We start from the raw sequence: 12,653 nt of genomic DNA, 5'->3' as shown, positions 1-12,653 counted from the left end.
TCGTGACCGACGGATCGCGCCTTCACCACAGGCCGGCCGCATTTTTTTGCCAAAAGGTATTTGCATCGGCGGTTCTTTTGTTTATAAGCCCGCCACACCGACGCGGGCGACCACGCCTGCAGGTCTTGGGGAATAGGTTAACGGTAGACCAGCGGACTCTGACTCCGTTAGTCCTGGTTCGAATCCAGGTTCCCCAGCCAATTCTTGCCTGTCCGCCACAAACCCCTTTTAGGGAACATTCTCTCAGTCGTGGTGTTATTCCTCTTTAGGGACGGCGACATGAAGAAGCCCCACAGGGACGTGGCGACGCATATCCGGCAGGTGATGGCAACCGACTCCAACGTCGCTTTTCTCCGATCACTTCCCGTGTTCACAGTCATCCCCAAACTCCCAAAGAATATAAGAGTTCTCGTTGAGCGGTTGCATGATGTGGAGAAAGCAGGGAAATGACCGTCCCTCACGTAGACGGCTTCGGTGGCCCCGTTGACACGGATGCTGGCCAGGGTCGGTATCACGCCGCGACGGTAAGCTGCCAGCAGTCCCGATCTGCGACGTTCAGATCAGGCACACTACAGTCTCTGCATGAAGGCCCTAAGGGCAAGTGTCGCCTGTTACCGGAGAACTAGGCGATCCGTTGCGTCATCACGAGAACATCGTTCGACAAGTAGCAAAACGGCCGGCGCCCTTGCGCTTGGCTGCTAAAGGGCGCATGTTCTCAACGTCAGCAGCCATTGTCAGGGCGCTGCTGCTTCGGGGCCTTGGTGTCCTGGCCCCAAAGAAAGGAGGACAGCATGTCTTCCGACCTCCACCTTCACATCGTCGCTCGTAATCTCGTCAGCGTCAGCGAATTTGGTTACGGCGAAAACGTTCGGCTTCAGCATAATGGTAAAGGCGAGCCAGCGGCAGCACCGCGCATCAAACGGTTCAACTTGGCAGCGCGAGCCGCCAGGCTTTCCTGCTTTCGTGGCGCAAAGCTTCGTCCTTGCTGAGTAAGAGTGCGCTGACGCCGCAGCGCAACCGATCATAAACCGAAAATTCAGGAGCATCAGATGGCCAAGGGCCAAGCTAGAAGCAATCGCGAAAAGCGAAAGCCGAAAAAAGACAAGACCGTGGCTCCGGGCGCGGGCCTGCAGGGCACGACCGCAAAGTTTGCGAACAGCGGGTTAGGTCTCGGAAAGAAGCAGAAGTGACTCTCACGGAAGTAGAGGCGCCGGGCCTATAGCTTCTGCCGCGTCGGTGAGGCCAAGGACGTTGCGCTTTTCGGCGGGCAGCAGTAGCCGTCTTGAATTGGACAGTACGCGTCACCACCTAAACACTGCGTTTCAGCTTTCGGCTACGTGATCCCCGGTTCGTCCGGGTGCTTGGCGACTCCCGATTTGCAACGTTTCGAACTCCGCCCATGGCAGGAGATAATCGCGCTACAAGTTATCCCGGCGCGCATCCAGTCTTAGGATACCCCTTATGAAAGACACGACCCGCCACGTGGCGGAAAGCCTATTTTCGCGCGCAATGCCCGAAGGCTCAAATGCTGCCAAGTTGCAGGAGATACGCGCCAGACAAGTCCGCAGGATGCGGGAACTCAGGCCAGTTGAAAGGCAGAGGCGCCTTGAAAAGCGTATGAGGACAGCCGACGCTTTGTTCGCCCCCAAGGAGCGGCTCCATGGCGACGTTTGATTACAGTGCCGGCGCAGGACTTTATCCATGTAAGACCGTGAGAAGAACGAGCCGCCTTCGATACAAGAGGTTTGAATCGGCCGCGGAAGCAATTCGCTTTGCGATCGAGGATATGCCGGTCGCGATGCTTCGCGGCTCCGTCCTGGAGGTCGACGAAGCCCGCTACGATGGTCAACAGATGCGGAGGCTTTACGAAGCCGATGCATACCCTCTGCCGCGGCGGGGCATGTGAAGTTACGATCTTCACGCACTTCCCGGCGTTCCCCTTTGCGTGGCAAGGCGGCAGGGTGACTCATCCCCCGATTTCTAGCAAAGGTAGTATATCTGCGAAACTCAAAACAAGAAGTTGACGCGCCGGTCAAAAAGCTGTACTGGACACCATCGATACTTTGTTTGCCGATATTTGTTTTTGCTGCGCCTCGCGCTTCTTAACGAACTTCTCCTTTCAAAAGTCGAAAAATGCCCGCTGTGCGTCGCCCAGCGGTGATCAATATTGCTAAGAAAGGGTTCGTTATGACCACTGGCACAGTTAAATGGTTCAATTCCACCAAAGGCTTCGGCTTCATCCAGCCTGACGACGGCAGCGCCGACGTGTTCGTTCACATTTCGGCCGTCGAGCGCTCAGGGATGAACTCGATCGTCGAAGGCCAGAAGCTCGGCTTCGAGCTCGAGCGCGACAACAAGTCGGGCAAAATGTCCGCAGGCCAGCTCCGCGCTGCCTAAAGCTTTTAGCCGCCGATGACCACGGATGTACTGGCATGGCGGCAAGAAGTTCGAAAAGGCCAGGCGGATGTCTGGCCTTTTTCTGTTCTGAGGCTCTATTTGCCGGCACGACATCCGTCTTTTCTTTCCGAGAGCGTGACCGGCTCGTCACCAGCGAGAATTAAGGATTTTCCATTGAGACACCCGAACGACAATGGCTTTGCCGAGCGCCGTACTGCTGCGGCCGAAGCCAAGCGTCAGCTTCTGGCAAAATTCGCCGCCGCCCCCAAGGCAACCGACCCGGAGATGCAGGAGCGGCTTGCCGCCCGCGAAACAGTGGCGGTTGCACGCGAGGCTCGTCGCGCCGAACGCGAAGCGCTGAAGCGGGCGGAAGCCGCAGCAGCGATGGCGGCGGCCGAAGCCATGGAGCGGAAAGAAACCGAAGCGCGGCAGGCTGAAATTGCCGATCACGCTTCACGTGCCGTGGCGGCCGAGGCTGCCCGCAAAGCCGAGCGCGATCGCCGCTATGCGGCACGCAAGGCTCGTCAGGCCTGACACCTTCAGCCATTGCAACTGAAGCTCAGGCGCAAGGCCACAGCCTGGCAGATGATTTACGAGTCGAGGAACACGGACCAGTTTTGATGAATGCACATGTCTGCCCGCCGGCTTCGCTTGCCGAAAATGATGCCGCAGCTTGGTTGAAGACGCTTGCGAAATACCGTCAGCCCCGCATTGGACGCAGCGCCTTCGAGCTTCTTGTCACCATCGTCCCGCTCGCCGGCTTCTGGGCCGTCGCCTATTTTTCCCTCGCCAGCGGGTTCTGGTTCGGGCTCATCGCAATCATTCCGGCCGCAGCCTTCCTTCTGCGGCTTTTCATGATCCAGCACGATTGCGGCCACGGCTCGTTCTTCGCTCGCCGCGGCCTCGACGATTGGACAGGGCGTGCCATCGGCGTGCTTACGCTGACCCCATATGATTACTGGCGCCGGGCGCACGCCGCTCATCACGCCTCGGCCGGCAATCTGGACGAGCGGGGTGTCGGCGATATCACCACGCTCACGATCTCAGAGTACCGTTCACTTTCTCCCATGAAGCGCTTGGGCTACCGCCTTTATCGGCATCCGCTGGTAATGTTCGGCATCGGCCCCGCGTGGCTCTTTCTCCTCAAGCAGCGCTTGCCGTTCGGAATGATGACGGGCGGTGCGCTGCCCTGGATCTCGACGATGGCGACGAACGTTGCGATCGTGACAGGCGCCGCCTTGATGGCTTGGGCGATCGGATTCCTGCCCTTCCTGTTGATCCACCTGCCGATCGTGCTCCTGTCGGGCACGGCCGGCATCTGGCTCTTCTACGTGCAGCATCAGTTTGAAGAGACGCACTGGTCGGCCGGCGAGGATTGGCGTTTTCCCCGGGCGGCCCTACACGGTGCGTCCCACTATGACCTGCCGCTGGTACTGCGATGGCTGTCCGGCAATATCGGCATTCATCACGTGCATCACCTATCGAGCAGGATCCCATACTACAGATTGCCGGAGGTTCTGCGTGACCACCCACAACTCGCGCGTATCGGCCGCATCACGCTTTGGGAAAGCTTTCGGTGTGTTAGGCTTGTCCTTTGGGACGATAGAAACCAAAAACTCGTTTCATTCCGTGACGCCGCCGATGCCGCCGTTCACGCACCATAACCACCCTTATTTGCTGAGCTTTAAGCCGAAACACCATAGCGCTTTCCAAATGAGCGCGCCGCGGTGCGGAATACACTCGGCTGAAGCCGCCTTTGTTCGGAGCTCGCTATTCCATGCTGCAGACGCCGCTGCGGAGCTGATACGGTCGGTTGCACTCCCAGGCGTTACCGGAAGAATCGAGATGCGCATTCTCAGGAAGCTTGACCTCTGAACACGTGGTTCCTTTCGATTCAAACCCGCGATCACACTTCCATTTCTGACCATAGGTCGTATCGACGAAGAATGCGTTTTTCGGAACTTGGACGGCAACGCAGGTTTCGCCCTTCTGTTCGAAACCACGATCGCAAATCCACTCGTTCCCGCTGGTCGTCAGATAAGCGTGCTCAGGCACGATCAACGCTACGCATTTGCGCCCGACATTCTGGTAACCGCGCTCGCATTCCCACCCCTGATTAAGGGCAGTGTCCGACAAAAACGCATTATCCGGCACCTCGATAAGCTCACATCCAGTGTCGTTGCGGCGATGCCCCCGCATGCATTTCCAGCGATCGCCATAGTAGGGGTCAAGATAGGCATTTGCAGGCACCCGGACGGCAAGGCACCGGTTGCCCTCTTCAGCGAATCCGTAGTGGCATTCCCAGCCCTTGCCATAGGATTTATTCGTTAGGAACGCGTGGTCGGGAGCCATCACTACAACGCAGGAATTGCCCTGTTTTCTGAACCCGCGATTGCACTCCCAGCCGGATCCGTAACGGCTTGCCTCGGCATTGGCGGGCACCCGCGGTGTCGCCTGGCCAAATGCGCTCGAGCTGAATAACAGAGTTGCTGATAGAAGGACGCTCATCCGGAGGGCAGATATTGAGCAGTACGGTTGGGGCATGACTTTATATCCGAAGGAGCCGGTGGGCCGTTATCTCGAGGTAGGTCCTGAACTGTCGGTGCCGATCGATGCCGGGGTCACCCGAAGGCGGTTGGCCACCGAGATCGAAATCCGGCTTGATCGATTTTCCAGATCTCCTCCCCGGGCATCTACAAGCGTCTTCCGGAGGGGCCGCAAAATGACGAGCGCGAGGAACCTCGCTCATCTCATGAGTCGCTCATCTCGTGAGGCGTTGCAGCTCGACTGGTAGACCTTGGATGGCGTAGCGGCCCAACTGCGATCCAGGCGGTTGCCTGTGCTTGCCGGCCTTGCCCAATTGATACTCGAGCTTCGCCGCTAGGCCCGACCGGGATTCAACACCCGCAAGCAACAGCTTAGTGACCAGCAATGTGGCAGTCTCAAAAAACCTCGGATCATCGACAAGGACATCCGCGCGATAGCCAGCTTCGTCTAAGACTGACCGGATCATTTCCCTATCGGAGGGCGATATATGGCGTGTGGTGGAAGACATGGCGCCCTCCTTGATTGGGGCCAGGGTATCTAGCCCTCAAGCAATAGCGCCCGTGACATTTGCTACTGAAGGTTGGACCCTGCGCCTTTATTTCGAGAATAGCAACTGCCCTCAGGTTTCATTCAGTCAGCCTCGAAGCGATGCCATGATGACCATGAAGAAAATCGACGTCGCCGCGATCGAGGCCGCGTGAGGCGGTTGACGCTCACGCGGACTTCCGGTCCAATATGCCGCCACGGCAGGCCGCTCCCCCCATTGTGGCACTTCGGCGGAGCGCCAATATCGAGCTGTCGGTAATCCGCGGCGGGCCTCACCGCGGCCGCCGCACCGCCCTCACCTTCCCGCTCTTTCCGCCACCGCAGAAGAACCGATCGCCGCCATCGGATTCGAGACCCGAGACGCCCATTCCGGCGGGCATGTCGAGGGCTTCCAACACCTTGCCCGTCTCAGGATCGACCCGCCTCACTTCGCTCTCGTCGCCCTCCCAGGTGCCGTGCCAAAGCTCGCCGTCGATCCAGGTGACGCCGGTGACGATGCGGTTGGATTCGATGGTGCGAAGGACCGCGCCGGTTTCGGGATCGATCTGATGGATCTTCCGGCCGCGGTGCTGTCCGACCCAGAGCGTTCCCTCCGCCCAGGCGAGCCCCGAATCGCCGCCGTTGCCTGGCGCCGGGATCGTCGAAAGCACGCGGCCGGTCCTGGGATCGATCTTCTGGATGCGGTCCTCGGCGATCTGATAGAGATGCCGGCCGTCGAAGGCCGTGCCGGCGTGGGCAGCGACGTCGATCGCGCGCACCGTATCGCCGCTTGCCGGATCGAAGGCATTGAGCTTGTCACCGGACGCGAACCAGACATGCTCGCCGTCGAAGGTGACGCCATGCACGTTGTCGGCGCCCTCAAAGGGTCCGTATTCGCGGAGAATTTCGGCCTGAGCGTGTTTCATCTGTTCATCCCATTCGATCGGTTGCAGCGGTTATCTTGATGCGCTGATCCTAGTCACCCGGCAGCGGGCCGGGGAGTAACAAGACTGTCGGGAATGCCGGCACCGGCGGGCTCATCCAGCGGCGCGCCCGGCCGCGGCCGAAGCACTGCACCTTGCCGGCGGCCACAAGCACTTCCAGGGCGCGCTGCACCGTGCGCGGGCTGCTACCAAGGGCGATCGCCAGCGCCGAGCTCGACCACGCCTCGCCGTCGAAAAGAAGGGCGAGCAACGCCGCGTGCCGCCCTTCGACGGGCGGCGCCAGCACCACGACCTCGCCTGTCCGCGGCGCCAGGGCAAAGCCGCGCTTCGTCGCCACCACCTCCGCCAACGTCCCAAGCTCCGCCCGAAGCCGGCCGATCTCGACGCGCAACCGGGCGCGATGCGATTCATCGGCATGCTTGGCCCGGAAGGCACGTGCAACGAGCACGCCTCTCGGCACATCGCCGGGCCAGGCTTCGCCGAGCGCGCGCGCCAGCGTGAAGAGGACCGGCCGCGTCGCGAGCGACACCGTCGCGCTTCCGCCCCGCACGACATGGCGACAGGCGTCCACCACAAGCGCTTCCGACGCCAGCAATGTTTCGACTTCCTCGAGCAGCAAGGGGTGCGCCGCGTCCCGGGCGATCAGCCGTGCCGCCGGAGAACCAAGGACGAGGGATGCGCTCTCGACCTCCGCCGCCAGTGCGGGGATATCGGCTTCGTGCGCAGCGTGCTCGGCGCGCGCAAGTGCTGCCCGGGCTGCTTTCGTCCTGAGGCGCCGGATTGCGATCCCGGCCACGACCAGCTCATAGGCGGCGCGCGCGGCGGGCGGAAGCGGTGCGGGGTCGATCTCACCGAGCGCGCGCTCGGCCTCGTCGAGCCGGCCGACCAGGAGCAGGCGCCGCACCTTGAGATTGCTCGCATGCGCGGCATTTACCCAGTCTCTATGCTTTTCGAGCGTCGCCCGCGCCGTGTCGAGCGCCTTTTCGGGCCAGGAGAGATCGCGCGAGACGAGGGCGATTTCGGCCTCGGCGACGACGCATCTGGCGCGGGCCACGGCCTCCCTTGGACCGAAGGCACGCCCGGCATTCTTGAGGAGGCTCTTTGCCCGGGCGAGGTCGCCGAGCTGCGCCATCGCGATACCCCTCAGCGCCAGCGCGGGCGGGTCGTCGCGCAGCGCCACCCGCTTCAAGGCGCCGAGCGGATCTCCCGTGGCAAGCGCGCGCGCCGCAGCGGTGATCAGCGAATCCATCGAAATCCCGTCACACTTGTAACTCCCGCCGCCTGGACATCCGCAGCTAGTCTAGCCGTAGACCCAACAAGCCGAAAGAAGGAGACGAGCGATGACGGAACAGAGGACCGGGAGCCGCGAAGAATGGTTGGCGGCACGGCTGGAACTGCTGAAGGCCGAGAAGGAGCTGACCCGCCGGAGCGACGAGCTGGCGCGGCAGCGCCAAGCCTTGCCCTGGGTCAAGATTGACAAGGATTACAGCTTCGAGACCGACGCAGGCAGCGCCTCGCTCAAGGACCTCTTCCGGGGCCGCTCACAGTTGCTCGTCTACCACTTCATGTTTGGGCCGGACTACACCGCCGGGTGCCCCTCCTGCTCCGCGATCGCCGACGGATTCGACGGCATCGTCGTCCATCTCGAGAACCACGACGTCGCCTTTTCGGCGATATCTCGCGCGCCACTCGCCAAACTGGAGGCCTACAAGCGACGGATGGGCTGGAGCTTTCCCTGGGCATCCTCGAACGATGGCGACTTCAATCGCGATTTTAGCGTCTGGTTCACAGCAGACGAACAGCGCGAAGGCCGCATCGAATACAACTTCCGCCGCGAGCCGCCCGCACCCGAGCCGCTCGCAGGAAAGACCGTACAGGAATGGCAGTTGCGTGGCAGCGAGGGGCCGGTCGCGCAGATCGCCGCCATGACCGGAACGGACGTCGCCACCTATACGCGCGACAGGCCGGGCCTCAGTGCCTTCGTGCTCGACGACGGCGACGTCTACCATAGCTATTCCAGCTATGCGCGCGGACTGGACAGCATATGGGGCATGTATCAGTGGCTCGACCGTGCCCCTCTGGGGCGCAACGAAACCGGTGTCTGGTGGCGCCGAAACGACGAGTACGGCCGGGGCTGACCTCCAATGTTGCGCCACTCCAGCAGTTTGAACTTGTCGCCGGCCTCCGATTGCGGCTCTGGCGGCGACCCGGGCGGCAACACCACCGCCCTCGGCACGGCCGACGTTCTGTCCTTGGCGGCGGCGCCGACCTTCGCCGTCATGGCGCTTCTTGCCGGCGTTCTCGGCACTCCGCCGGACATGCTCTGCTCGTCCGCCGGCGATGCGCCAGCCGTAACCGGCATGATCCCGATGTACGCGCTGATGAGCGCCTTCCATTCGGCGCCCTGGCTTAGACTGATCTCCGGCCGGAGAAGACCAGCCCGCCGGACGTGATGCGCCGACCTTCTCGACCGCGACTGCCAGCGGTTCACGAAGACAGTGCGCCTGGTGAGGGGCCGCCATGCATTTCGGCGGCCCCGGCAGCGATTCATGGGTCGTCTAGAGAGCATCCTGCGTTCAAGTGGAACCACTGAAAGCAGAAAGGATGCTCTAGATTCAAAGTGCTAGAGCGTCCTTTGCGCGTTCAAATAGCGCGCGGCGCTCTAGACCAGAAGGAAGTCGGTGGCGGCAAGTGAGGTAACCTTGTCCAAGGTCGCCATGAGCACGGCATCGGCCTCGTTGCCGGTGCCGTCGGCGTCGTACCAGAGCCGGCCATTGTCCGTCTCGAAGAAGAACTGCGCGGCCGTGCCGGTCGCCTTGAGGTCGTTGCCGGAGTAGAGCACCAGCGCGATAAAGCCGAACACATCCTTGTCGATGACAACCTTGTCCTCGCCGCGCTTGAAGTCGGTGATCTGGTCGCCGGAGCCGATCGCATCCCCGGTGACATAGATGAAATGGTCCGCGCCCGATCCGCCCGTCAGCAGGTCGCCGTGGGCGCCGCCTTCGAGCTTGTCGTTACCGGCGCGACCGTCGAGCCGGTCGTCACCCATTCCACCCTTCAGTGTATTGGCGACGCCGTTGCCGAGGATTGTGTCTTCTTTATTCTGCCCGACCACGTTTTCTATGCTCACTAGCGTTAGCCCCGTCGCCACGCCGCCGTTCTTCGCACTATTCTCCAGGTCGATGATGACCGCGCGGTCGGACACGATGTCGAATTCCAGCGTGTCGACACCGGAGCCGCCATCGAAATAGTCGGTGCCGGTCTCATCACTGAAGCGGTCGAAGGTGTCGTTGCCCGCATCGCCATAGAGCCTGTCATTGCCCTTCCCGTCGATCAGATAGTCATTGCCGCCGCCTCCCCTGAGCGCGTCGTTTCCGAGCCCACCTTCGAGATAGTCGATTTGCGTGCTGCCGGTCACAGTGTCCTTGCCCGAACCGCCCACATATTCGAGCGCCTCCATACCGGTGAAGGAGGTGTTGGCGTTCACCTTGACGAGGCCGCTGCCGAAGACGAAGGACACGTCGAACGTCTCTTCGCCGAACTCGATGACAGCTCGGTCGAAGCCATCGCCACCGGAGGCATAGTCGCCGGCATTCATGTTGAGAATGTCATTGCCCTTCTCGCCATAAAGGCTGTCGGCATTGCTGTCCTTGATGCCGCCGCTGCCCCAAAGCACGTCGTTGCCATCGCCGCCATAGAGCTTGTCGGCGCCGGTCCAGCCGGTCAGCTCATCATTGCCGCCAAGACCTTTGAGCGTGTCGTTGCCGCCCATGCCGTTGAGATCGTCGTCAAGGTTGCCGGCCGTCAGCGTGTCGTGACCCTGACCGGAAATGAAGTTGACCACTTCGACGTTTTTTACCGTGACGTCGCCGTTGACCAGCGTCGCGTTTGCGGAAAGCACGAAGGACAGGTTCTTCGTGCTGTCATATCGGCTGATCCACAGCGTATCGGTTCCCGATCCGCCGTCGACGGAGAACCGACCCGCCGTCGAGCCGCCCGCGTAGTTGACGCTCAGTTGGTCGCCGCCCGCGGCGCCGAGCATGATCGTCAATGCCGTCCCCGTCTCCGCCTCTGCGGAAATGTAGTCGTTGCCGTTGCCGCCATCGAGCCTATTGGTGCCGCCGCCGTTGTCGATGATGCGGTCGTCGCCGTCTCCGCCCGAGACGGTGTCGCTGCCGCTGGTGCTGTAGAAGCTGTCGCCGCCCTTGCCGCCGGTCAGCCTGTTGTTGCCGCTGCCGGCGTCGACGTTGAGATATGCCGCGGTGCCCGCCGATATGACGTCGCTGCCGTTGCCGGTGTCGATGGTGAAGCTCTCGCCGTCGGTGACGACCGTTCCATCGGAAAGCTTTGCGGTTGTACCGGAAACGGTGAAGGTCAGTCCGCTGTGGATGTCGGCACGATCAATCCAGACCGAATCGTTGCCGCTGCCGGCCTTTACCGTGTCCTTGCCGCCGCTGCCGACGATCAGGAGGTCATTTCCCTCGCCGCCATCAAGACTGTCGCTGCCGAGGCCGCCATCGAGATGATCATTGCCGCCGAGGCCGACGAGCGTGTCGTTGCCTGATTTCCCTGAAAGCGTATCGGCGCCGGTCCAGCCGGTGAACCAGTCGGCCGTGTCCGAGCCGTAAATCGTGTAGGCTTCAAAATTGATTATGGTGGTGCCGTTGGAAAGCGTCTGCTTGGTCGAGGAGGACTTGGCGGTGAAGGTTCCGGAGAGACCGCTCAGCTCGACCTCGTCGTAGCCGACGCCGCCGTCGAGCACGTCCTTGCCGTCGCTTGCCCAGCTTTCGATGCTGTGCCGGATCGTATCGTTGCCTGCGCCACCCAGAACCGTGTCGTCATCGCCGTCGCCGGCGAGATAATCGTCCTCCGAACCGCCGTCTATGACATCCCGGCCGGAGCCGCCGGAGATGGTATCGGTGCCGCTTTCGCCCTTGATGTTGTCATTGCCGGAATGGCCGTAGAGATAGTCGCCACCGGCGCCGCCGAGCAGCGTGTCGTTGCCCTCGTCGGCGGAAAGCCAGTCGATGCCATAGCCGCCGGAGAGATAGTCGTCGCCCGCATCCCCCAGCACAGAATCATCGCCGTTGCCGCCATAGATCCTGTCGCTGCCGGCTCCTCCCTCGAGCCAGTCCTTGCCAATGCCGCCATTCAGAACGTCAGCGCCGGCGCCGCCTTCGAACCAGTCGTTCCAGCGACCGCCAGTGAACGTATCGGCGAAATTGCTGCCCGCGAGTTCGAACCTTTCCACATTAAGGATGGTGGCGCCGAGAACCGCCTTCGTCACAATCGGGTCGAAGGCGGCAAAGGAGACGCCCTTGCTCGATCCGCTGAAATCGATGCCGAGCACGTCGAAGCCGAGGCCGCCGTCGATCTTGTCGCCAAGCAGGCCCGCGGGGCTCTGGTTGAGAATTTCGTCGTCGCCGGTGCCAGCCTTGATCGTGTCGGCGCCAAGACCGCCATCGATCGTGTCCGAACCGGAGCCGGTGCTGATGAAATTGCTGCCGCCGTCGCCGTTCACCGTCTGGTCGCCGACGCCGGGTATGGTATACCCGGCGGCCAACGGATCAAGCGCGAGCATCGCCTGAGGCGGCGCTATGGACTTCACTTTCTTGCTCATGGCTCCCTCGACAGTTGGGTTGCTACGCCGATCTGGCGTGACCATTAGCTAATCTGCGGGAGAGCCGGGAGTTGTTCCTGCGGTAACAGGTCTGCAATCGATAGGTTGTAGCCGCGGGCGTCTGCAGCAGCGTCGGCCATGGCGGAGTGCACTTGCCAGCGACGGTTCAGTGCTTGGGCTTGGCGGAGCCGCCTCAGCCCGCAAGTCCCCTCCGTCAGTCCGCCGAATAGAACTGCAGCGTAAACACGTTGCCCGAGATTTCGTCGGCGAGTTCCCGGGAGAAGTCCAGCGGCACGCAGTTCTCGAGCGCCGCCGTCGCGGCGGCGACGAAGGCCTTGCGCTGGTCTGCGTCTCCGGTGACGCGGATCGCCGTCGGCTGAGGCGGGCCCATCAGCGTGCCGTTGCCGCGGAAGCCGAATTTGAGCGTGACGAAGGAATCCCTGATGCCGGCGGGAGGAGTCCAGCATTTGCCGAGCGCATTGCTTACCTCCTCGATGGTCCGCAACGGTTCGGCGCGCAGCGGATGCGCCGCGACTGCGACGAACAGGCTAACCGCGGCCAACCCGAAGGCGACTTTCATTTCGACCCCCAGCCCTGAATGAACGATCAATCCAGCCGCC

General features: G+C 61.8%; 14 protein-coding genes and 1 tRNA gene. 9 read left to right on the top strand and 6 right to left on the bottom strand.

The genetic code is table 11. The features are described 5' to 3' along the window. The first annotated feature begins 126 nt into the window (after positions 1 to 126). The 7 genes from NXT3_RS03895 to NXT3_RS03865 all read left to right on the top strand — a co-directional run bounded on the left by NXT3_RS03895 (position 127) and on the right by NXT3_RS03865 (position 4,061). Positions 127 to 200 (top strand) — tRNA-Gln (locus NXT3_RS03895). Positions 201 to 791: 591 nt separating this feature from the next. Beyond that, a complete protein-coding gene (locus NXT3_RS31575) occupies positions 792 to 989 on the top strand; it encodes a hypothetical protein (RefSeq protein WP_141471723.1) in 198 nt (65 codons plus the stop codon). Between the two features lie 60 nt (positions 990 to 1,049). Next, a complete protein-coding gene (locus NXT3_RS31895; protein ID WP_199773321.1) occupies positions 1,050 to 1,190 on the top strand; it encodes a hypothetical protein in 141 nt (46 codons plus the stop codon). A gap of 470 nt (positions 1,191 to 1,660) precedes the next feature. After that, positions 1,661 to 1,906: a hypothetical protein gene (locus tag NXT3_RS03880; RefSeq protein WP_037413178.1), complete on the top strand. Its 246-nt coding sequence runs from the start codon at positions 1,661 to 1,663 to the stop codon at positions 1,904 to 1,906. A gap of 281 nt (positions 1,907 to 2,187) precedes the next feature. Next, positions 2,188 to 2,397 carry a cold-shock protein gene (locus tag NXT3_RS03875; protein WP_037413176.1) on the top strand — a complete coding sequence of 70 codons (210 nt, stop codon included), beginning with the start codon at positions 2,188 to 2,190 and terminating at the stop codon, positions 2,395 to 2,397. 174 nt (positions 2,398 to 2,571) lie between these two features. Continuing rightward, a complete protein-coding gene (locus NXT3_RS03870) occupies positions 2,572 to 2,931 on the top strand; it encodes a DUF6481 family protein (protein ID WP_037413174.1) in 360 nt (119 codons plus the stop codon). Between the two features lie 86 nt (positions 2,932 to 3,017). After that, positions 3,018 to 4,061, top strand: coding sequence for a fatty acid desaturase (locus NXT3_RS03865; protein ID WP_104838810.1), 1,044 nt, complete (start codon positions 3,018 to 3,020; stop codon positions 4,059 to 4,061). 106 nt (positions 4,062 to 4,167) lie between these two features. Here NXT3_RS03865 and NXT3_RS03860 read toward each other — a convergent pair whose 3' ends face one another. From NXT3_RS03860 to NXT3_RS03840, 4 genes are all read right to left on the bottom strand, one after another. Further along, the gene (locus NXT3_RS03860; RefSeq protein WP_141471720.1) at positions 4,168 to 4,839 is read right to left on the bottom strand and encodes a hypothetical protein; all 672 of its coding nucleotides are present in this window, start codon (positions 4,837 to 4,839) and stop codon (positions 4,168 to 4,170) included. A gap of 319 nt (positions 4,840 to 5,158) precedes the next feature. Beyond that, on the bottom strand, positions 5,159 to 5,452 hold the full coding sequence (locus NXT3_RS03855; RefSeq protein WP_104838809.1) for a hypothetical protein: 294 nt from the start codon (positions 5,450 to 5,452) through the stop codon (positions 5,159 to 5,161). 310 nt (positions 5,453 to 5,762) lie between these two features. Continuing rightward, positions 5,763 to 6,395, bottom strand: coding sequence for a Vgb family protein (locus tag NXT3_RS03845; RefSeq protein ID WP_037413166.1), 633 nt, complete (start codon positions 6,393 to 6,395; stop codon positions 5,763 to 5,765). A gap of 49 nt (positions 6,396 to 6,444) precedes the next feature. Next, the gene (locus NXT3_RS03840; RefSeq protein ID WP_037413163.1) at positions 6,445 to 7,662 is read right to left on the bottom strand and encodes a hypothetical protein; all 1,218 of its coding nucleotides are present in this window, start codon (positions 7,660 to 7,662) and stop codon (positions 6,445 to 6,447) included. 91 nt (positions 7,663 to 7,753) lie between these two features. On the opposite strand from NXT3_RS03840, the gene NXT3_RS03835 reads away from it, so the two are divergent. Both NXT3_RS03835 and NXT3_RS03830 read left to right on the top strand, forming a co-directional pair. Continuing rightward, positions 7,754 to 8,551 (top strand): DUF899 domain-containing protein, encoded by a 798-nt coding sequence (locus tag NXT3_RS03835; RefSeq protein WP_104838808.1) that lies wholly within the window; start codon positions 7,754 to 7,756, stop codon positions 8,549 to 8,551. Between the two features lie 33 nt (positions 8,552 to 8,584). Continuing rightward, the gene (locus NXT3_RS03830; protein ID WP_337441793.1) at positions 8,585 to 8,866 is read left to right on the top strand and encodes a hypothetical protein; all 282 of its coding nucleotides are present in this window, start codon (positions 8,585 to 8,587) and stop codon (positions 8,864 to 8,866) included. A gap of 209 nt (positions 8,867 to 9,075) precedes the next feature. Here the strand turns inward: NXT3_RS03830 and NXT3_RS03825 are convergent, their stop codons facing one another. Together NXT3_RS03825 and NXT3_RS03820 are read right to left on the bottom strand one after the other, a co-directional pair. After that, entirely contained in the window at positions 9,076 to 12,033 is a 2,958-nt protein-coding gene (locus tag NXT3_RS03825) for a calcium-binding protein (RefSeq protein ID WP_104838807.1), read from the bottom strand. Positions 12,034 to 12,247: 214 nt separating this feature from the next. Further along, positions 12,248 to 12,613: a UCP034077 family protein gene (locus NXT3_RS03820; RefSeq protein ID WP_179864777.1), complete on the bottom strand. Its 366-nt coding sequence runs from the start codon at positions 12,611 to 12,613 to the stop codon at positions 12,248 to 12,250. Between the last annotated feature and the right edge of the window lie 40 nt (positions 12,614 to 12,653).

The organism is Sinorhizobium fredii (genome assembly GCF_002944405.1).
GTDB lineage: Bacteria > Pseudomonadota > Alphaproteobacteria > Rhizobiales > Rhizobiaceae > Sinorhizobium > Sinorhizobium fredii_C.
This window is presented reverse-complemented; position numbering and strand designations above follow the sequence as displayed.